A 19,697-nucleotide genomic window follows, 5' to 3' on the forward strand; every position below is an offset into this window, starting at 1 on the left:
CGTAGGCATCGGGCCTTCCAAGTCAGAACAAGCGGTCAACTGCCGAATCTAGGTTGAAACGCAATCGTCGCGGCTGCACAGGGCCAGCGCCATCCGCCGTTTACCCGCATGTACAGATATACAGCTGAACAATTTGCCCCCGGGTTTTCACCAGAGGGCGTGCCGCCGCCCTGCCCTGGCTTAGCATCCCCGGATGGACAATCTTGACTTGACCGTTTTGCGCCAGGTGGCCGCCTGGCTGGCTCAGGACCGGCGCGTGGTGCTGGGCACCATCACCCGCACCTGGGGCTCGGCACCGCGCCCCGTGGGCTCGGTGGTGGCCGTGTGCGATGACGGGCAGATCGCAGGCTCGGTATCCGGCGGCTGCATCGAGGACGATTTGATCGCCAAGGTGCGTGAAGGCGCATTGAATCTGCAGCAGCCGCAACTGCTGCGTTATGGCGTCGGCGCCGAAGAAGCCACCCGCTTCGGCCTGCCCTGCGGCGGCACGCTGGAGCTGCTGCTAGAGCCGCTGAACCCTTTGAGCTCGCAAATCGAGCCCTTGCTGGCTCGCCTGGCCCTTGGCGAGCGAGTGCAGCGCGTACTGGACCGCCGCAGCGGAGAGGTTCAGTTGCTGGCGCCCCAGGCGGGTGCCGATATCTTGGTTCTGACCGAGGCCCAGCTGATCACGCACCACGGCCCGCAGTGGCGTTTGCTCATCATCGGCGCGGGCCAGATGACGCAATACCTGGCCAGCATGGCCCTGGGCCTGGACTACCAAGTCTTGATCTGCGACCCGCGCGAGGAATACGCCCAGGGCTTTGATGTGCCCGGCGCCCGCCTCACCCGCGAGATGCCCGATGACACCGTGACGGCCTTCGCCCCCGACGGCCACAGCGCCATCGTCGCCCTCACCCACGACCCCAAGCTGGACGATCTGGCCCTGATGGAAGCCCTGGCCAGCCCAGCGTTCTACGTCGGAGCCATCGGCTCGCGTGTGAATCAAGCCAAGCGCAAGGCGCGGCTGCAAGAACACTTCGGACTCAGTGAAGAGCAACTCGCCCGGTTGCACGGGCCGGTGGGCCTGAACATCGGTGCCCGTACGCCGCCGGAGATCGCATTGGCCATCTTGGCGCATATGACGGCGGAGCGGTATGGCGTCAAGCTAAGGAGTTCGGCGAGCGGGGCGAGTGGGGGAAGTGGGTGTGTGGTTTAGGCCTAGCGAGTCGCTTGAACTTGGCGCCGATTTGCAATCCATGGTCCATCGCCACTGAACTGTTTCGGCAAAAGAATGAGCGACTACTCCGTCGAGACTGATCATTTTCCAAACTCTGATGAATTGGCGCTCTCGCGACGGGAGCACTTGCCTCAACTGGCAGCTAAATCGCTATGACTCAGATAACGACTGAAAACGCCTTCCTGACCTTGTGTGGAGTCTTCGCGATCTACATAGGTTATCGGTTTGTCGCGGGGAAGCATGTCCCTATCGTCAGCGAAGACGATCGGGAAACTTACGGCTGGCTACATGGGAAAGAGGCAGTCGCCGCAGGTATTGCTGTCGCCGCCCTGGGATTCACACTCTTGGCTGCTGCAATTGGTCTCATCAAGCTACATGACTAGCCACATGAATCTCAAGAACCAGCCAACTACTTTCTCTGCGAGTCGCGGGCTCCGAAGACCCGAGAAAAGGTTGCAATTGAATCAGCCAGTATTTTTGTGCATGGCCCTGACTTTGGGCGCAATTGCGTGCCATATCTGCAGTTGAACTTGCGCCTTGGTCTCCCATGTGCATACTGAAAATCTACAGCGACACGACATCATTTGAGACCTACTCCATGTCGACTGACTTGCCTGTCGTTAGCTGTCAGGTCAAAGGCCAGCTTCGCAAAAGAAGTACCGAAGAACGGTATGGCACGCATCGAGTTTCTATCGCCGTCTCTGACAAAAAATGGGATGACTTCAAAGGTCAAGTGGCAGACGCTGCCAAATTCCTTGCGAAACACGAAATGGAGCTGCGCAAACTAATGGCGTCGCATGAAGCGACGAACGCCTATTTGGACTTTCCTTTGTACTCACGATTGAATGGTGAAGTCGCCAACCAAAACGATCACTTGCCACGTGACCTCATTCGCTTGGCCGGTCGGCTAGGGCTTGGGATTGAAATGGCGATCTATGAAAGGGATAAGGACGATGAGTGAATTCAGCGAGAGCTACCAGCTCAGGGCGGAGGGTAGCGAAGCAGGCATTGAGCTGCTGCGGCGGGCAAATCTTCGCGGCTTCGTTTTCCCTGCAAAGAACGGCTGGGTTACGGTGCTACCGGAGGGTGAGCCCTTTGTGCCCAATGAGCAGCTGGTTGCGGCCAATACCGGTACCTTGCTCTATTTCGCTAGCGCCGAAGACCATGGATGGTGGTGCACGCTATACGAAAACAATGCGCCGATTGCGTCATATGTCTGCACTTGGGAAGAAGCCATCCAAGTTCACCAAGCGCTAGACATCGTGTCGTTTGAGAATGCCTTGGGCCCAATTTTCTCAACCCTCGGCGAGGCGGAAACCAGAAAGATATTCAATCCGAACGAAATCGAAGAAGTGCTTGAACAGGCGCCATCTTCCGCGTTCGCAGAAGCAGTTGGGCTCACAAACTACCAATGGCTTTCATTCCAATACCTTCTTCAAGACATGGAGCGCGGCGAGCAGAACTTCTTCGAAGGTGTCGTCTTCGTCGAATGACGTCCAAGCCAGTGCTCGCAGGCTAGGGGGTCCATTCACCTATCTGACGAAGATGGTCGGGATCAATTCTCAAATCCAAAGGCAAGACCTGACCCTCCTCCTAAGCCCAGCGGGGATTTCGCCCCCGCGGGCGACTCACTTTTCTTGCTTCGCCAAGAAAAGTAAGCAAAAGAAGGCGACCCGACGCCTGGCCCCTGCGGGGTCCGTTGCGGTGCTCAGGTTTGCCGGGCCGCGCCCAACTCACTGCGCTACGCTCCGTTCAAACAAGGGGCGCGAAGTCAGTCCTTGAAGTCGCTTCGCGACGCCCAACAAACCTTCCGCTCCTCACCCAGTCTCAACGGGACTTCAATACCGTCACGCCTCGCTGCGCATCGGCTTGAGGGGCTGCATGCGCTGAGCGCATGCAGCGTTAGCTGCTGCGTCATCGAGGCGACGCGCAGCGAGCCGAGTGGGGTTCGCATTCCCCGTGTTGCCTGGGCGAGGAGCGCAGAATTCGCCGGGCGGCGCGCAGCGCCTTCAAGTTCTAGCTCGCGCCGCATGTCTGAACGGAGCGTAGCGTAGTGAGTTCGGCGCGGGCCGGCGAATTCGAGCACCGCAGCGAACCCCGCAGGGGCCAGGCATTCGGGGCGGTTTCTTTGCCTTCTTTCTTGGGCGCCCAAGAAAGAAGGTCGCCCGCCGGGGCGAACTCCCGGCTCGGCCTTGGCGAAGAAACTGGCGGCCTTTTACAACCAAGGTCAAGCCAAGCATTGGCAAGATCTTCTCAATTCAAGCGACAAAGGTTGCACAAGTTCGGATAGCCTTGCCTTGTCCCGTCCGCCCAAGCACCCCATGCAGCCCCGCCCGAATCCAGCCGCCCTGCTCAGCCTCGCCCTGGCAATGCTGCTGCCGCTTCAAGCCTCCGCCTTCGTCTCCATCCGCGATCAAGAAATCGCCGAATGCCGGCCTGGTGAGATCGCCACCTGGGGCGATGGGCGGGACCGGCCGGCTGTTGCCGCCAAGCTGGTGTTTGTGTACGAGCATCGCGGCGCACCGGCCTGGATCAGCGAGGTCTTGGTGATGCAATTGCTGGAGCGTGCGGTGCAGGCCTGGGCGCCTTGTGGTGTGCCGGCGGTGGTGGTGCGCGGCGAGATGTCGCCGGAGCTGATGGCGGCCAACAAGGGCAATATTCAGGTGCTGTGGAATGAGACGGCAGCGCGGGGCAACTTTGCTCTCGCCAACCTAAGGCAGCGGCAACTGGCCATCAGCCCGGCCGGCTTCGCGCTGCTGAAGAAGCGCAACCCGGGCCATCCGTTTCAGGAGACTTTGCAGATGGTGATCTCTCACGAGATGGGCCATCTTTACGGCTTGATGGCGCATTCACGCCGCTGCGTGGACGTCACGTCCTACTACGACAACGGCCGGGGCGAGACCTGCTACGCCCGTGACCGCAGCCAGCTCAAGACCGTCACCGAGTACCGCTCCATGCTGCCCACGGCCTGCGATTTGCAGCGCTGCAGAGCAGCCAACGGCAAGACCGGGAATTGAGCTAACCAGTCCTCATGCGCCCGGAGGGCGGGAACTTTTGTAGCGAGCGGCTGTCAGGCTAGGCGGACGGAGCACAGGAGCCGGAACGTACTTCAGGTACGTGAGGATTCCGAGCACCGCCCAACGACGCATGGCGGCCGCGCAGTAAAAAGTTCTCGCCCTCTCAGTTCAAGGCGAGCTTGACCTGATAGCCAGCCTGGTTCTTCGGGTGCGCCTGGTTGGAGAACACGGTGCGGTCGGACTTCAGTACGATCACCTCGAAGAAGGGGCGGAAGCGCTCTTCGGTGACGCCGAAAGCGGCCATGAACTTGGCCAGCATTTCTTGCTCTTCGCGCTCGGGTTGGCCGTCGGCCAGCGAGGAGTCGACCAGATTGATCAGGATGCACATCTTTTGCGCGTCGGTCAGCTGGGGCGCGGCCTCGGCCAGGAAGGTGTCCAGCGAGTTCTTACGGCGGTACTTCAGCGCCGAGTCCAGCAAGGCCTGGTTCTGGGCGCCGACACCGATGGTGCCGCGGCCGTCGTCCTTGCCGCCCAGCACGGACAGCAGGTGGCCCACTTCTTCGGCGTCCATCTCACCGTCGGCCGACATGATGTAGATCAGCGAGGTGGTGAAGGCCAGAGCCGGCGTCATTTTTTCGCCGGCGTCGGTCTTGAACATATCGAACAGGCCCATGGGGAAATCTTCCTTCGTTGTGAGTCGTCATCAATTCCCCAGCGCAGGGGATCTGCGGCAAGGGGAGTTGGCGATCTTGGGATGGGGGCTTTGAATGCAAGGCGTTGGGGGAGCGCTTTCGCGGCTTGGCGCTCACGCTTGTGCGTCAGGCGTTGGAACTTGGCCGCCGCGCCGAAGATCGCCCGCTGGCGCGCACAGCGCCCTCTTTTCACCCGACTTTGCTGCAGTGCACAATAGACCTATTGCAATACAGCAAGGGAGCCTGGCATGCGTCGTGTGGTGTTCAATCAAAAAGGCGGGGTGGGCAAGTCCACCATCACCAGCAATCTGGCCGCCATCGCGGCGGCGCAAGGCCTGCGCACCCTGGTGGTGGATCTGGACGCCCAGGGCAATTCCAGCCGCTATCTGCTGGGCGAGGCGGCCGATGAAGAGGCGCGCGGCGCAGCGGAGTTTTTTGAGTCCACCCTCAGCTTCAGCGTGCGGCCGCCTAAGCTGGCCGACTTCATCAGCGCCACGCCTTGGGAGAACCTGCATCTGATGCGTTCCAGCCCGGTGCTGGAGGAGATCCACAGCAAACTGGAGAGCCGCTACAAGATCTACAAGCTGCGCGACGCACTCAAAACGCTGGAGCAGGACTACGACGCGATCTGGATCGACACCCCGCCGGCGCTGAACTTCTACACCCGCTCGGCCCTGATCGCGGCCGAGGGCTGCCTGATCCCCTTTGACTGCGACGATTTCTCGCGCCGCGCCCTCTACGGCTTGCTGGAAAGCGTCAAGGAGATCCAGGCCGATCACAACCCCGACTTGGCCGTGGAAGGCATCGTCGTCAACCAGTTCCAGCCCCGCGCCAGCCTGCCCCAGCGCACGGTGCAGGAGTTGATCGACGAAGGCCTGCCCGTGCTGCAGCCCTATCTCAGCTCCAGCGTGAAGATCAAGGAATCGCATGAGCTGGCCCGGCCCATGATTCATCTGGACGCCCGCCACAAGCTGACGCAGGAATACCTGGCGCTGTTCGAAGCCTTGGCGGGCTAAGTCCGCACGGTTCAAACGCTGCTCGCACGGCGAGCGGCCCGCCTCGCGAAAACACCTAGGCTCGGGCGGGGTGGCTTGCTCCCCATAATCCGGCACCACTTGCTAGTGGCCTGTACCGCTGAAATCGGAAGTGTCCTTGCTCGCGATATGGGCCGCCTTGCTGCGTTGCAATTGCTCGCGATGCCACTGGGCATCGCTGTGCTTTGCGCCTTGCCATGCAGCCCATCTCGCAAGCCTTTCCACTCCCATTTCAGCGTTACAGGCCACTAGGAGACCGGGACATGCCCAGCCAGCCCCTCATTCTTGACTACATCTATCAGCACGAGGCGCAGCGGCCGCAGCAGATTTATCTCACGCAGCCGCTTGGCGGCGGCGCGGTGCAAGACTACAGCTGGAGCCGCTGCCTCGACGAGGCGCGCCGCATGGCCGCCCATCTGCAAAGCCTGCAGCTGCCGCCGGGCGCGCGCATCGCCATCCTGTCCAAGAACTGCGCCCATTTCATCCTGGCCGAGCTGGCCATCTGGATGGCCGGGGGCACGACGGTGGCCATCTTCCCGACCGAGTCCGCCGAGACGGTGCGCTATGTGCTGGAGCATAGCGAGGCCAGCCTGCTGTTTGTGGGCAAGCTGGACGGCTTCGAGACGCAGCGCGCGGCCATCCCCGCCGGCCTGCCTTGCATCGCCCTGCCGCTGGCGCCTGCCAGCGCCGCCGACTACCCGCGCTGGGACGACATCATCAAGCGCACGGCGCCCCTGAGCGGCCAGCCGCAGCGCGCGCCGGGCGATCTGGCCATGCTGATCTACACCTCGGGCTCCACCGGCCAGCCCAAGGGCGTGATGCATAGCTTTGAGCGCATCACCCGCAGCAGCGAGGCGGCGGTGGCTTTTTTGAAGACCTTGATCGTCGCGGGCACGCCGCAGCGCGTGCTTTCCTATCTGCCCTTGGCCCATGTGTACGAGCGCGCCGTGGTGGCCTGCAACTCCCTGGTCGAGGGCGGCGTGCAGATCTACTTCGCCGAATCGCTGGACACCTTTTTGCAAGACCTGCAGCGCGCCCGGCCCACGGTGTTCTGCTCGGTGCCGCGCCTGTGGCTGAAGTTCCAGCAAGGCGTGTTCAGCAAGATGCCGGCGGCCAAGCTGGACCGCCTGCTGCGCATCCCCTTGCTGGGCGGCATCGTGCGCAAAAAGGTGTTGCGCGGCCTAGGTCTGGACAGCGTGCAGGTGGCCATGAGCGCCTCCGCCCCCATCCCGCCGGCCTTGATCGATTGGTATCGCAAGCTGGGCCTCAATCTGCTGGAAGGCTATGGCATGACGGAGGACTTCGCCTACTCCCACAGCTGCACCCGCGAGCTGCGCGCCCCCGGCCGCGTGGGCATTGCCCTGCCCGGCGTGCAGACCCGCATCAGCGAGGAAGGAGAGATCCTGGTCAAGTCGCCCGGCCAGCTGCTGGGCTATTACAAACGGCCCGAGCTGAACGCCGAGATCTTCACCGCCGACGGCTTCTTCCACACCGGCGACAAGGGCGAGTACGACGAACGCGGCCTGCTCAAGCTGACCGGCCGGGTGAAGGAATTGTTCAAGACCTCCAAGGGCAAGTATGTGGCGCCCGCGCCGCTGGAGAACCTCTTGCACGCCCACCCGTTTATCGAGCTGAGCTTGGTCTCCGGCGTGGGCCAGCCCGAGGCCTATGCCCTGATCGTGCTGAACGAAACCCTGCGCCCGCGCCAGCAGGAGGCCGCCACGAGGCGCGAGGTCGAGCAGCAGCTGAGCACATTGCTGCAAAGCGTCAACGCCCAGCTGCCCGACTATTCACGCCTGCGCATGCTGGTCATCCTGCCCGAGCCCTGGTCCATAGAGAACGGTTGCCTGACGCCCACTATGAAGGTCAAACGCGCTCGCATCGAGGGCCTGGTGGCAGGCAGGCTGGAGGCCTGGTATGCGCAGCCGGGGACGGTGCAGTGGGCTTGAAAGATCAAGCCTCGGGTCTGTCCCGCGCCACCAAGGCGAGGTAGTCGGCCACCGTGTGCTCGGCCGCCAAGGGCTTGAGCATCACCCGCAGGCTGTTGACGCGGCGGCCTATCGTGACCCCGTGGCGTTGACGTAACTCGACAAAGCCCTGGGCTGCCCAGAAGCGCTCGGCCCGCGCATTGCCCCGCACCACACCCAGGCGCAGCCAGCGGCAGCCCTGGGCTCTTGCCATCGCCTCCAGCCCGGCGCTCAATTCCTGCGCCGCGCCCTGACCGTGCAGGGCGGTAGCGATGAGGAAGAGGCCGATATGGCAGACCCCGGCGGCGAACAGATCCCAGCTGATGACGTAGACACCACTCAGCTGACCCTGCGTATCTCGGATGAGAGCGGCCTGGTGGCGGGAATAGCTGAACTCCGCGGGCGGCCTGTCCTCAAACTCCTGCTGCGCCTCGGCAGGCCCGGGGGCTTGATCGCCCACGGTGTGGAAGTACTCGGGGTTGGCCTCGAAGAAGCGCTGCAGCTCGGGCACCTCAGCGGCCCGCATGAGGAAGACTCGGAATCGCTGCGTAGCAAAGAGAAGGCGGGGCTGCGAATCATGCGGGTCCTGTTCATCCGTAGCTGCGGGGCGGTTCATGCCCGCATTGTGGCGCGGTCGGGTGCCTGAGCTTTAGCGCATGCTGTAGCCGCGCCCGTCCATGCAAGCTTCCACCGCGCGATTGAAGACCGAGGCGTCGTTCATGGCCGTGGGCTGGGTGGTGGCCCAACGATTGCAATCCTGCCGATCGGCCTCGGTCTGTGCCGAGCTTTGGCCATTGCGAGGGTAGATGACGGGATCGGGCTTGGGCGGCGGCAAGGCGGGCGCCACGGCTGCGGCTTGCACCACCGCCCCTTCTTGCGGCGGCGCCACTACCGTATAACCCGGCCCGGGCACGGCTGCCGTGTAGTAAACCCCGTTGGCGTAGTAATAGGGCAGGCCGCCGACGCTCAGGCTCACATAGGCCGAGGGCAGGATGGGGATCACAATGCCCAGCGGTGGCATGATGACGCGGAAGCTGGAGCCATAGGGCCGGTACCAAGCCCCGCCGTGGAACCAGTAGCGCTCGTGCCCAAAGCCCACGCTGATGGCCCCCACCGGCAAGCCAACACTGACGTAGCCGCGCGCCGGGTAGTAGTGGTTGTGGTGGTAGTGTGTGTCGTAGAACATGCGCCCGCCATGCCCATGGGCAAAGGCTGCGGCTGACAGCAGGGACGCAGACAACAACAAGGCAATATTTCTTGCGCTCTTCATATTCTTCCCGATTCATTGACCCAAGAGGCCTGTTCAACGCCGCCATCTTGTGAGCCGCCGACTGCCCGCCGATTGCTGTTTTGTAAAGTTGCGCTTCACGCCCACCCCAAGGATCAAGACCCCATGCTCAGCCTTCACTACCACCCCAGCGACGCCAGCCTGATCCCCCACATCCTGCTCGAAGAATTGGGCACGCCTTTTGCGCTCAAGCTGGTGGACCGCGCCAACAATGCGCAGAAGTCACCGGCCTACCTCAAGCTCAACCCCAACGGCCTGATCCCCGTGCTGGAGGACGGCGAGCTGGTGCTGTACGAGACCGCGGCCATCCTCTTGCACCTGGCCGATCGTTTTCCGCAGGCCGGCCTGGCCCCGGCCCTGGGCAGCGACGAGCGCGCCCATTACTACAAATGGATGCTCTGGCTCAGCAATACCTTCCAGGCCGATTTCAAGACCTATTACTACTCGCATCGCTATGTGGCCGAAGGCAATGTGGGCGCTGCGGCCGAGGTCAAGGCCTTGGCCGAGCAGCGCTTGAATAGCGTGCTGGATCAGCTGGACACGCAACTGCAAAACAGCGGCGGCCCCTGGCTGCTGGGCGCGCAGTACAGCGCCGCCGATTGCTTGGCCTTTGTGCTGTGCTGCTGGACCCGTGGCTTCGCCCGCCCGGCCCGCACCCTGCCGCATATCGGCCCCTTTATGCAGCGCATGCTGGCCCGGCCGGCGGTGCAGCGGGCCTTTGCCACCGAGCAGTTGCCGACCAGCTTTCACGGCCTGGCTTGAGCTAGAGCGGCCCATGACCGAACTCATCCTGATCCGCCATGGCGAGACCGACTGGAACCGCCGCCAATGCTTTCAAGGCCAGATCGACATCCCGCTGAATGCCCGCGGCCAGGCCCAGGCCCTGCGCCTGGCCGAACGCTTGCGCCTGGAGCTGGACCCGCTGCAGGGCTCGCCCGTCCAGGCCGCCCACAGCAGCGACCTCAGCCGCGCCGTGCAGACGGCCGCGCCCAGCTTGGCCGCCCTGCAGCTGGGCTCGCAACGCCACCCGGCGCTGCGCGAGCAGGCCTTTGGCATTCTGGAAGGTCTGAGCTTTGACGAGATCCGCGTCAAACACCCGCAGGAGTTCGCCCGTTGGGCCTCGCACGACCCCGACTACGCCCTGCCAGGAGGAGCCGAGAGCCGGCGCCAGTTCCACGCCCGGGTCATCAGCGCCCTGAGCCGGCTGGCCGCCGAGCACATCGGCCAGCGCCTGCTGATCGTCACCCACGGCGGTGTGCTGGACATGGTCTGGCGCCAGGCCAAGGGCTTGTCTTTGCAGGGCGCGCGGGAATGCGCCATTCCCAACGCCGGCATCAACCGTCTGCGCGTCCAGGCCGAACATTTCGAGATCCTCAGCTGGGCCGAAGACCAGCATCTGCAAGACTTGCCCGAATAAGGCAGGAGCTGCTCGCCAATCGCGCGCACCCCTTATTCCAGGGCAATCGTCCCCTTACAAAGCGCCGGCACTGCTCTAAACTCCTGGCAAACATAACGCCAAAAACAAGCGTCTTATGACCGAAGCCCTGCGCAAGGCCGAGGCGCTTGGGAGGAGTCTTCACAAACCATGCGCTACCACTCGCGAATCGATGCGTGGCTGCTGCTTTTGTACGGGGCCATCTTCGCCTTGGCGTACAGCCGCAAGCTCGCCGCCGCGCCGGCCCTGTCCCTGCGCCGGGTGCTGATTCGCCATGGCCGCTGGTCCGGCCAGCTGGTCTCAGCCCGGGACCGCGAGGGCTTTATGCAAGCCCAGCAGGCGCGGGTGACGCAAGCGCAGCAAGCCCAGCGCCAGACACAGCCTCCCTCAGCCCTTCAACGCCAGGTTTCAAAGGACTTGCCATGACGACCAGCCCCTGTAATTCCGCCGCGCTTGAAGGCGGCTGCCAATGCCGCGCCGTGCGCTTCCGCCTGCCGGCCCCGCCCTTGCTGACGGTGCTCTGCCACTGCCGCAGCTGCCGCCGCGCTCACTCGGCGCCCGCCGTCGCTTGGGCGCTTTATGCGCAGGGCGATGTGGAGTTCAGCGGCGAGGCGCCGCAAGTCTATGAATCCTCACCCGGAGCCAGGCGCAGCTTTTGCCCGCGTTGCGGCAGCCGCATCGGCTTTGAGGCCGACTACATCCCCGGCCTGATCGACATCGCCATCGGCAGCCTGGACGAACCCGCCCGCCTGCCGCCGCAGATGCATATCTGGGACGAGGAGCGCCTGCCTTGGCTGCAACTGGCCGATGAACTGCCCCGGCATGCGGCCTTTCCGCCGATGGCATAAGCTCGGCTTCAGCCATAAGCAAACCGCCCACACCATGACCGAGCCCACGATCCAATTGCAGACCTCCCTCCAAGCGCTGGACTGGGAGGAGCTGCACGCCCTCTACCAAGACGCGGGCCTGAGCAGCAAGACAGCGGCGGAGTTGCAAATCGTGTTCGGCAACAGCCGCTATGTCTGCTTCGCCCGCGAAGGCGAGCGCCTGGTGGGCGCCGGCCGCGCCCTGTCGGACGGCTTGGATGTGGCCTATCTGGCCGATATCGCGGTGCTGCCCAGCCATCAAGGCATGGGCCTGGGCCAGCGCATGGTGAACGATTTGCTGGAACGCCTGCAGGGCCACCGCAAAATCATTCTCTACGCGGCGCCAGGCAAAGAGCCCTTCTACAAAAAGTTTGGCTTCAAAAGAATGCTCACCGCCATGGCCATCTTCGCCAACCCGCAGCAGGCCCAGCAGCGGGGCTATTTGGCCGGCGGCGAGGCCGACTGATCCGGGCGCGCCTGCTCGGTCTGAATCAGCAGGTAGAGGATGGGGATGTGGACCTCGCCCGCATCGTCCTCCTCTGAACGAGGCGGTGCAGGGGGTGCAGGGGGCGGAAAATTCGGGCCGGCCGGCGCCAAAGCAAACAAGCGCAAGGGCAACGGGTTGAGTCGCAACAAGAACGCCATGCCCTTGTTCAGCAAAGAACGCAGCCAGAGTTTCAGCGGCAGCAGCGGGCCCACATACTGGTACTCACCGGTGTCGATCAGGCGAGGAATGGCCTGCCCCGTCATGCGCTTGAAGCGCCCCAAGCTGCGGTTCAGATAGCGCAGGCCCAGGTTCTGCGCCAGGCGCTCGAATTCTTGCTCCAGCGGGCTGCCGCTCGCATCCAGGCGCGTGCCCAGCACGGGCCAGGCGCTGGACATCTCACTCAGGCCAAGCAAGGCCGCGCCCATGCCGCTGGCGCTGCCGCCCGCCGCCGTGCGCGCACTGGGCCAGAGCAATTGGTAAGGCGGCTTGCGCGTGCCCTTTTTCTTGGACTCCGCAATTTGCAGATAGCGCGCCAGATGAGCCAGGCCGACTTGCCCCGTCTGCCGCAACTCATAGGTGCCGCCGGGCAGCTTGGCCGATTTGCTGGAGGTGCCCACGGTGATGTCCAGCTTGGAACACAGCAGCTCCAGCAGATTGCGCTCGCTGGCCGTGGAGGAATCGCCATAGCCGGGGTCGAGCTGGTCCACATCCGCCGCCACCTTGGCCTGCAAGAACAGGCCGCGCTGCGACACCGTGGCCGTGGGGCCCTTGCCGCACTCGGTGCGCACGACGATCAAAAGATCCGCCAGCTCGCAATCGACGGGGGCGGGCACGCCGCCCGCGTCATAGTCTCCATGGGCTTGCGGCGTGTGATCCACCCACAGCGAGGCCAGGCGCACCCGCACATCCGGGTCCACCAGGGCCAGGCGGGCACACAGCCACTGGGCCAGATAACGCAAGCGAGCCTCTTGCTGGTGGGCGCGCAGATGCCAGCGTTCCCTTTGCATCTTGAAGGGATTGCCGCCCTTGGCCAGCCAGTCACGCTCGATATGCTTCCACAGCGGCCAGGAGTAAATCTTGCCCTGAGGCGCGTGGCTGAACTGCTTGGGCATGGTCATCCGAACTCCTGGGTTCAAGTCTTGGCTGTGCCGCGGGTGTAGACCTCGGCATCCACCTTTTCCATCAAGATCTCCGGCCTTGCGCAGGGCGTGAAGCCGTATTGCGCGTAGAGCTGGGGCGCGGTGCTGGTGGCCAGCATGAAGCGGCGCAAGCCCTGCAGCTCGGGGTGAGCCATCACCGCTGCCATCAAGGCCTTGCTGATGCCGCGCCCGCGCTGGGCGGGCAGCACAAACACATCGGCCAGGTAGGCAAAAGTGGCGCCGTCGCTGATGACGCGGGCAAAGCCGACTTGCTGGTCCCCGAGATAGGCGCCAAAACACAGCGAGCCCGCAATGGCCCGGGCCACCCGCTCAAACGGGATGCCGCGTGACCAGGCCGCCTCCTCGCTCAAGAAGCGGTGGATCAAGGCCTGGTCCAGCAAGGCCTTGTCGCTACTGATTTGCACGTTCTTGTCCATGGCAATACCAGGTCTGCCTCAAGGTTTCAGCGTGGCCGGGCGGGCCTTCTCGGCGCCGCGGCGGCTCCAGTCGCATTGCGCCAAAGGGCCGGGACGGCCAAAGAAATAACCCTGCGCATGGGCGCAGCCCATCTGGCGCAGCAGCAAGGCGTCGGCCTCGGTCTCCACGCCTTCGGCCACCACATCAACACCAAAGCCCTCGGCCATATTCAAGACGGCGCTGACGATGGCGGCATCCTGGCTGGAGTGACCCAGCTTGCGCACAAAGCTCTGGTCGATCTTGAGGCAGTCAAAAGGCAGGCGGCTCAGATAGGCCAGGGAGGAGTAGCCGGTGCCGAAGTCGTCGATGGCGATCTTCACGCCCAGTGCGCGGATCTCGCGCAAGCGCGTCTCGATCGCCACATCGCCGCCGATCAGCAAGGACTCGGTCAGCTCCAGGGTCAGGTGTTGCGCGGGCAGGCCGCTGTCGAGCAGGGCCTGGCGCAGCTCGCCGACAAAGTCGGACTGGATCAGCTGGCGGGCCGAGAGATTGACATGCAGCTCAAAGCCAGCCGGCAAATCATGCAGCTGGGCCGCAATGTCCTGGGTGGCGCGGCGCAAGACCCACAGGCCCAGGCCCAGGATCAGGTCCGACTCCTCGGCCACCGGGATGAAGAGCGCGGGCGAGACCATGCCTCGCTCCGGGCTCTGCCAGCGCACCAAGGCCTCGGCACCCGAGACCAGGCCGGTGGCCAGCTCGATCACCGGCTGGTAGTGCACCAGGAACTGCTCGCCCAGCAAGGCATGGCGCAGCTCATTGGCCAGCTGGGCGCGTTGGCGCGAGGCCTCCATCATGCTGGGCTCAAACAAGACCGCCCTGCCCCGGCCGCGCCGCTTGGCCTCGCCCAGGGCCACGCTGGCATTGCGCAGCCATTCCGGCAAGTCCAGGCAATCCAGCAGGCCACCGGCCAGGCCGACCGAGGCCGACACCAGCACCTCGTCACCGCCGGAGGCAAAGGGCGTGTTGAACAAGGCCTGGACGTGCTCGCCAACGGCCTGGGCCCTGGCCTTGAGCGCTTCGGCGCTGTGCGGCTGGGCCTCGAAGTAAAGCAGCACGAACTCGTCGCCGCCCACCCGCGCCATCAGGGTTTGCGGCGGCAGCGACTCACGCAGGCGCTGGGCAATCGCCTGCAGCAGGCTGTCGGCGGTGCTATAGCCCACGTTGTCGTTGATGGCGCGGAAAGCATCCAGGCCGATCAAGCACAGCACAGTGGAGCGCGGCTGCGGCCACTGCGCCTGCTCCAGCAGGCCACGGCGGGTCAGCAGCTGGGTCAGGCCGTCGTAGCGCAGCTGATCGCGCAACTCGTCGAAAGAGCGCTGCAAACGCTCCGACATCTGGGTGAAGGCATGGACCAGAATGGCCGTTTCCTGCAGCTTGCCCTGGTCGATACGGGGTGCGCCCCACTGACCCTGGGCCAGCTGATTGGCCGCCTCCACCGTGCGATGAATCGGCCGGGTCACCCAGCTGATGATCCACATGCCCAGGGCCAGGCCCAGCAAGGCCACCAGCACCACCAGCCAGGTCACGCGCTGGCTGACCTCGCGCACATCACCGAGCAAATCGCTCTCCGGCACCAGGGCGACGATGCGCCAGTCCAGACCGCGCGCATCGACATAAGGCGTGACCTGGCAGAAGAAGCGCTCGCCGCCCACGCGCAGCTGAAACTCATGGCCCAGGCCGGAGCCGCTGGCCTCGGCCGCCTCCACCTGCTCGGCGGCGGCGCGCACCAGCCGCGAGGGGCTCTCGGACATGCGCAGGCGCTCGCCACCGCTGGAGCCCATATTCGCGTCGGCCACCACCGAGCTGCGCTCAGAGTGCGCAACCAGGCGGCCCAGCTTGTCCACGATCAGCAGCACGCCCTGGCCACGCAAGGGCTCGTCGATCAGGAAATGGTTGAGCCCGGCCAGATCCAGATCGGCCTCCATCACGCCCAGCAGCTTGCCCTCGCGCAACACCGGGGTGGCGGCGGAGATGGTGATCTGCTGGCGCTCGTCCCGGTTGGTGTAGAGCGGCGTCCAGCCGGCCTTGCCCTGCTGGACGGTGGGCGCATACCAGGGGCGGCCGCGCGGGTCGTAGTCGGGGAAGCTGGCGGTCAGCACCTCACGCTGGTCGCCGTTGTAGATGTGCAGCTGGCCGGCGGTGGTCTTGTCCTTGAGCATCAGGGTGAAGCCCGGGTCGCCGCTCTCACGCCGGATGCCGGCGTACTCGCCCGCCTCGCTGCCAAAGCTCAGCACGCTGATCTGGTGCTGGGCCACGTACAAATCGTTGTAGACCCCCAGCAGGTGCTGGTAGAGCGGCTTCAAGTCCCCCGGCTTGTAGAGATCGTGACGGGAGATGGCATCGGCGATATCGCGCTGGATGCGGAAGGGCTCGTCCAGAAACAGCGCGAGGTGATCGCGCGAGCTGCTGGTCAGGGCGGCCAACAGGCGGTGGCTTTCCTGATCGATCAGGCTGTTGATCTGGCTGTGCCGGGTGAAGGCCTGAAAGCCGACGATAAAGCACAGGATCAGCGCAAAAGGCACAGCGATGGCGGTGCGCAGCGAGGGCCGGTAGCTCGGCATGGCCAGGGCCAAGGCCTCGACCGAGGCCGGCCCGCGCTGAGGCGCTTCAGCAGCAGCAGCGGCCGCCCGCTGGGCCTGGTCTTGCTCGGCGGCCAACTCATCCTGGAAGCGAGAGTTCCTCACCGGCTGCGGCCTCATGGCTGGGCCCCTGTGCTGCCGGGTTTGGGCTCGATCAAGGGCAGGGCCAGCAGATAGTCACGCAGCTGCGCAGCCAGGGCCTCGCGCTGGGTCTGGGGCAGGCCGGGCGGCAGCGGCGGCATGGTGGTGCCGGGCTTCACCGCCGCGGGGTTCAGCAGCCAACGCTGCCACTGGCCCGCCTCGATCTCGCGCGCCCGCAAGGCCAAGTTGAGCGGCATCTTGTCGCCGCCATAGCCATTGATTTGATGGCAGCTCAGGCAATAGGTCTGCACCGCCCGCGCCTGCTCGCTCCAGCGCGGCGCCATGCCCGCGGGCAGCAAGGCCGCCTGGCTGTAGGGGCGCAGATGGATTTGCGCCACCTGGTAAGGCCATTGCGCCCCGCCGTCGGCCCGCAGCTGGGGCACGGTGATGTTGTCCCAGATCAGGTAGTAAGGGCCTAGCGGCACCTGGCGCTCGTTCTGCCCATGGTTATCGACCTGAAAAGCCTGGCCGTCGGCCCGCGCAAAAGCCAGAAAAGCGGGGTACTGCAAGAGCCTCGCCACGGGGATGCGGGAGACAAAGCCGTCCAGGGCGCGGAACTCGATTTCCGCCTCGGGGCTGGCCCGCCAGGCCGGGCCCAGCAACCCATCCAGCAAGGCCGGCGCCGGGTAGGCGCGGTAGCTGCGTCGCTGCTCCTGGCCGGGGCGGCTGAGGTGAGGCTCGATCACCGTCACCTCCTTCGCCTGCAGCCGCGCTTGAGCTTGCAAATCGGCGGGCTTGGGCAGTTGCAAGGCCTGGGCCCCATCCGGTGCACCCAGCCAAAGACCCAGACACAGGGCGGGGCAGATCAGAACTCGCGGAACCAGGTGCAAAGACATAGGCAGGGCCGGAATGAAAAGAACAAAAGAACGCTCGCTAGCTCGATCAGGGCTGGGGCCGCAGGCGCAGGCTGCTGCGCGTGTGGGCCGCCACATCCGCCTCCAGCAGATGCTGGCTGCGGTACTGGCCCTGGGCATGCAGCTTGGACTGATCGGCGTAATGCGCATCCCCCCAGACCCCGCTTTGCCCCACCGGATTGATGCCCAGGGACTGCCCAGGCTGAGCAAAATCGATGATGCGGCGGGTCGAGGGGCCGGTCACCACGGCCCAAGGCGCGGGCCCGACCCGCGCATCCAGATTGTTAGGCATCTCGCGCGTGCCCGGTACGGGCCAGGGGCCTACATTGAAAATCTTGTCCAAAGGCTGTTGCTGGCCCAGGGGATGGGGGTGCGTCAGGGTATGAGCGCCGCCCCAGGTCCAGGTCTTGGCATCGGCGCCCAGGGTCTTGCGCAGATGGGCCAGGCTGGCGAGCCAAGCCTCCTGCACGATCTGGGCCTCGGTCTCCACGGCGGGCGTGCCGCGTTTGTCCCACCAGGGCGAGTTGGCGTCGGCCAGCAAGCGCGGCAGGGCCGGATCCATGATGCGTGTGCGGCGCAGGCTGTCAAAGGCCTTCTCGCCCAGCTCGTCGGCCAGGGCGGCATGGGCCAGCTCGTAGACGAATTGCTGGAACAAGACCGGTGCGCGCTGCGGCAGGCTGAACTTGCCGTCCCAGGCGGCCAGCTCCTCGAGCAAGGCCTTGTCTTGCTCGCTCAGAGCAGCCGCCCGCAGCAAGGGCAGGACGGGACGCAAGACCCTGGCGCTATAGCCCGTCTGCACATCCAGCTGCAGGGCGCGGGTATTGGCGGGGGCCCAGCGGATGCTGGGGTCCCGCAAGAGCGAGTCCAGGCGCTCGGCCCGGTCCCAGAGGTTGTAATAGCCTGGGATGGCCTGGGCGCTGGCCGGCTGGTGATTGGCCGAAACGATGTAGCCGCGCGCCGGGTTTTCTTCCTGCGGGTTGGCGCTGAAGTGCAGAAAGCCCGGCTTGTCGGCCTCGCCGGAGGCGCCGTCGAGAATGAAGTTGGGGTTCACGCCGGCCGGTCTTTGCGGCAGCTTGGCCGCTGCCCACCAGCCGATATCGCCGCCCGCGCCGGCCCACACCACATTCAGGCCCGGCGCGTGGATCTGCGCCGCGGCCTGGCGAGCTTTGTCCAGGCTATCGGCGCGATTCAGCTCGTAAAAGGCTTGCAGAATCGGGTTCTCGGTTTCCAGCAAGGCCCACCACATGGCCACGGGCGTCTCGCCCACCGAACCGAACAAGGCGTCGTTGATGATGGGCCCGTGCGGCGAGCGGCGCAGGGTCAGCTTGACGGGCGCCGCGCCCTTGACCGCGATCGTTTCCTCGCGGCTTTGCATGGGCACCCAGGCGCCGCGATACCAAACTTCATTCGGATTGGCAGGGTTGAGTTTTTCGGCCACCAGATCGATGTCATCGTTCTGGAACATGGTCAGGCTCCAGGCGAATTTCTCGTTATGACCCAGCAAGGCGCTCGGGTTGAGGGCCTGGAAATGACCGTAGAGCTCGAAGCCCGGCGACTTCAGATGCGCCTCGTACCAGACTGCCGGGGTGGCGTACTGAATATGCGGGTCGCCCGCCAGCAGCGGCTTGCCGCCCAGCGTGCGGCTGCCCGAGACGGCCCAGGCATTGCTGCCCTCGAACACGGGCTGGCCGGCGGCTTCCAGGGCGTTCTGGCTCAGCTGGGCCAGGCGGCCCAGGTCTTGCCAATCACCCGGGCGCAGGCCTTGGCGCAAGACGCCGTCGGGGTGCCAGGCCATGTCGAAGATTTGCAGATAAGAGGCGCCCAGCTGATCGCGGATCTGGGTCATCACCGGTTCGGTGCGGAAGGCCGCCGCAAAGCTATAGGCCAGATAACCCGCCACGCTGACGGTGTCGGCCGGGGTGAAGGGCCGCTTGGGCAGGCCCAGCACCTCAAATTCCAGCGGTGCCGGGCGGCTGGCCTGGTATTGATTGATGCCGTCCAGATAGGCCATCAGCGAGCGTTTGGCCGGCGTGTCGATCTGGGCGAATTCCTTGGCCGCGTAAGCATCGGCATGGGCGCGGATACCCAGGGTACGGAAGAGACGGTCGGTTTCCAAAAGCTTGGGGCCCAGCACCTCGGCCAGCTCGCCACGCGCCAGGCGGCGCAGCATCTCCATCTGGAACAGGCGGTCCTGGGCATGGACATAGCCCAGGGCGCGGTAGAGATCGTCCTCATGGGCGGCGCTGATATGAGGCACGCCGAACTCGTCGTAACGCACGCTGACCTCGGCCTGCAAGCCCGTCAGCGCCAGCTCGCCCTCACGTTGGGGCCGCTTGCCGCGTAAATGCAGGGTCAGCAGCAGCGCGGCCAGGACCAGCAGCGCCAGCAAAAGCAGCAGCGATTTCTTGAGAATGGATTTCATGGCCCCATTGCAGCACAAGCGACCCAAACATGCTGCTGGCGAGTCTGACAGGGTCAGGTCTTGCCCTAGGAGTCTGCGCGGCA

At 64.6% G+C, this 19,697-nt stretch carries 20 protein-coding genes; 12 read left to right on the plus strand and 8 right to left on the minus strand.

Annotation, left to right across the window (positions count from 1 at the left end):
• The first annotated feature begins 193 nt into the window (after nt 1-193).
• The 5 genes from DBR47_RS19395 (at nt 194) to DBR47_RS19415 (ending at nt 4,233) form a co-directional block, all read left to right on the plus strand.
• Nucleotides 194-1,195: an XdhC family protein gene (locus tag DBR47_RS19395; protein WP_124453147.1), complete on the plus strand. Its 1,002-nt coding sequence runs from the start codon at nt 194-196 to the stop codon at nt 1,193-1,195.
• 173 nt (nt 1,196-1,368) lie between these two features.
• Entirely contained in the window at nt 1,369-1,599 is a 231-nt protein-coding gene (locus tag DBR47_RS19400; protein WP_124453149.1) for a hypothetical protein, read from the plus strand.
• Between the two features lie 215 nt (nt 1,600-1,814).
• On the plus strand, nt 1,815-2,177 hold the full coding sequence (locus tag DBR47_RS19405) for a hypothetical protein (RefSeq protein ID WP_124453150.1): 363 nt from the start codon (nt 1,815-1,817) through the stop codon (nt 2,175-2,177).
• Entirely contained in the window at nt 2,170-2,709 is a 540-nt protein-coding gene (locus tag DBR47_RS19410) for a hypothetical protein (RefSeq protein ID WP_124453152.1), read from the plus strand. Before DBR47_RS19405 ends, DBR47_RS19410 begins: the two co-directional genes overlap by 8 nt.
• Before the next feature lie 804 nt (nt 2,710-3,513).
• On the plus strand, nt 3,514-4,233 hold the full coding sequence (locus tag DBR47_RS19415; RefSeq protein ID WP_124453154.1) for a hypothetical protein: 720 nt from the start codon (nt 3,514-3,516) through the stop codon (nt 4,231-4,233).
• A gap of 163 nt (nt 4,234-4,396) precedes the next feature.
• On the opposite strand, the gene DBR47_RS19420 is transcribed toward DBR47_RS19415, so the two are convergent.
• A complete protein-coding gene (locus DBR47_RS19420) occupies nt 4,397-4,906 on the minus strand; it encodes a TerB family tellurite resistance protein (RefSeq protein WP_124453156.1) in 510 nt (169 codons plus the stop codon).
• Nucleotides 4,907-5,173: 267 nt separating this feature from the next.
• Here DBR47_RS19420 and DBR47_RS19425 point away from each other — a divergent pair, with 267 nt between their 5' ends.
• Nucleotides 5,174-5,941, plus strand: a complete 768-nt coding sequence (locus tag DBR47_RS19425) for a ParA family protein (RefSeq protein ID WP_124453158.1) — start codon at nt 5,174-5,176, stop codon at nt 5,939-5,941.
• Between the two features lie 281 nt (nt 5,942-6,222).
• Nucleotides 6,223-7,908 (plus strand): AMP-binding protein, encoded by a 1,686-nt coding sequence (locus DBR47_RS19430; RefSeq protein ID WP_124453160.1) that lies wholly within the window; start codon nt 6,223-6,225, stop codon nt 7,906-7,908.
• A 4-nt stretch (nt 7,909-7,912) separates the two neighbouring features.
• On the opposite strand, the gene DBR47_RS19435 is transcribed toward DBR47_RS19430, so the two are convergent.
• Both DBR47_RS19435 and DBR47_RS19440 read right to left on the minus strand, forming a co-directional pair.
• Nucleotides 7,913-8,452, minus strand: coding sequence for an N-acetyltransferase (locus tag DBR47_RS19435; RefSeq protein WP_197047165.1), 540 nt, complete (start codon nt 8,450-8,452; stop codon nt 7,913-7,915).
• 123 nt (nt 8,453-8,575) lie between these two features.
• A complete protein-coding gene (locus DBR47_RS19440) occupies nt 8,576-9,196 on the minus strand; it encodes a DUF6515 family protein (protein ID WP_124453165.1) in 621 nt (206 codons plus the stop codon).
• 123 nt (nt 9,197-9,319) lie between these two features.
• Between DBR47_RS19440 and DBR47_RS19445 the strand changes: the two genes are divergently transcribed.
• From DBR47_RS19445 to DBR47_RS19465, 5 genes are all read left to right on the plus strand, one after another.
• Entirely contained in the window at nt 9,320-9,976 is a 657-nt protein-coding gene (locus DBR47_RS19445; RefSeq protein ID WP_124453167.1) for a glutathione S-transferase family protein, read from the plus strand.
• Nucleotides 9,977-9,989: 13 nt separating this feature from the next.
• On the plus strand, nt 9,990-10,631 hold the full coding sequence (locus DBR47_RS19450) for a histidine phosphatase family protein (RefSeq protein ID WP_124453168.1): 642 nt from the start codon (nt 9,990-9,992) through the stop codon (nt 10,629-10,631).
• Between the two features lie 168 nt (nt 10,632-10,799).
• A complete protein-coding gene (locus DBR47_RS19455) occupies nt 10,800-11,075 on the plus strand; it encodes a hypothetical protein (protein WP_124453170.1) in 276 nt (91 codons plus the stop codon).
• Nucleotides 11,072-11,497: a GFA family protein gene (locus DBR47_RS19460; protein WP_124453172.1), complete on the plus strand. Its 426-nt coding sequence runs from the start codon at nt 11,072-11,074 to the stop codon at nt 11,495-11,497. Before DBR47_RS19455 ends, DBR47_RS19460 begins: the two co-directional genes overlap by 4 nt.
• Nucleotides 11,498-11,531: 34 nt before the next feature.
• Nucleotides 11,532-11,981 (plus strand): GNAT family N-acetyltransferase, encoded by a 450-nt coding sequence (locus DBR47_RS19465; RefSeq protein ID WP_124453174.1) that lies wholly within the window; start codon nt 11,532-11,534, stop codon nt 11,979-11,981.
• On the opposite strand, the gene DBR47_RS19470 is transcribed toward DBR47_RS19465, so the two are convergent.
• Genes DBR47_RS19470 through DBR47_RS19490 form a run of 5 tightly spaced genes read right to left on the minus strand, consistent with a single transcriptional unit; the run spans nt 11,954 to nt 19,614 of the window.
• The gene (locus DBR47_RS19470) at nt 11,954-13,114 is read right to left on the minus strand and encodes a hypothetical protein (RefSeq protein WP_197047166.1); all 1,161 of its coding nucleotides are present in this window, start codon (nt 13,112-13,114) and stop codon (nt 11,954-11,956) included. The two genes, DBR47_RS19465 and DBR47_RS19470, sit on opposite strands and share 28 nt — an antisense overlap.
• A 20-nt stretch (nt 13,115-13,134) precedes the next feature.
• Nucleotides 13,135-13,578, minus strand: a complete 444-nt coding sequence (locus DBR47_RS19475) for a GNAT family N-acetyltransferase (protein WP_124453178.1) — start codon at nt 13,576-13,578, stop codon at nt 13,135-13,137.
• Nucleotides 13,579-13,596: 18 nt separating this feature from the next.
• A complete protein-coding gene (locus DBR47_RS19480) occupies nt 13,597-16,302 on the minus strand; it encodes an EAL domain-containing protein (protein ID WP_231512402.1) in 2,706 nt (901 codons plus the stop codon).
• Nucleotides 16,303-16,313: 11 nt separating this feature from the next.
• Nucleotides 16,314-17,174 (minus strand): cytochrome c family protein, encoded by an 861-nt coding sequence (locus DBR47_RS19485; RefSeq protein WP_124453180.1) that lies wholly within the window; start codon nt 17,172-17,174, stop codon nt 16,314-16,316.
• Nucleotides 17,175-17,220: 46 nt separating this feature from the next.
• A complete protein-coding gene (locus DBR47_RS19490; RefSeq protein WP_124453181.1) occupies nt 17,221-19,614 on the minus strand; it encodes a penicillin acylase family protein in 2,394 nt (797 codons plus the stop codon).
• Nucleotides 19,615-19,697: the final 83 nt, after the last annotated feature.

Origin of the sequence: Paucibacter sp. KBW04 (assembly GCF_003852425.1) — a bacterium.
Classification (GTDB): domain Bacteria; phylum Pseudomonadota; class Gammaproteobacteria; order Burkholderiales; family Burkholderiaceae_C; genus Paucibacter_A.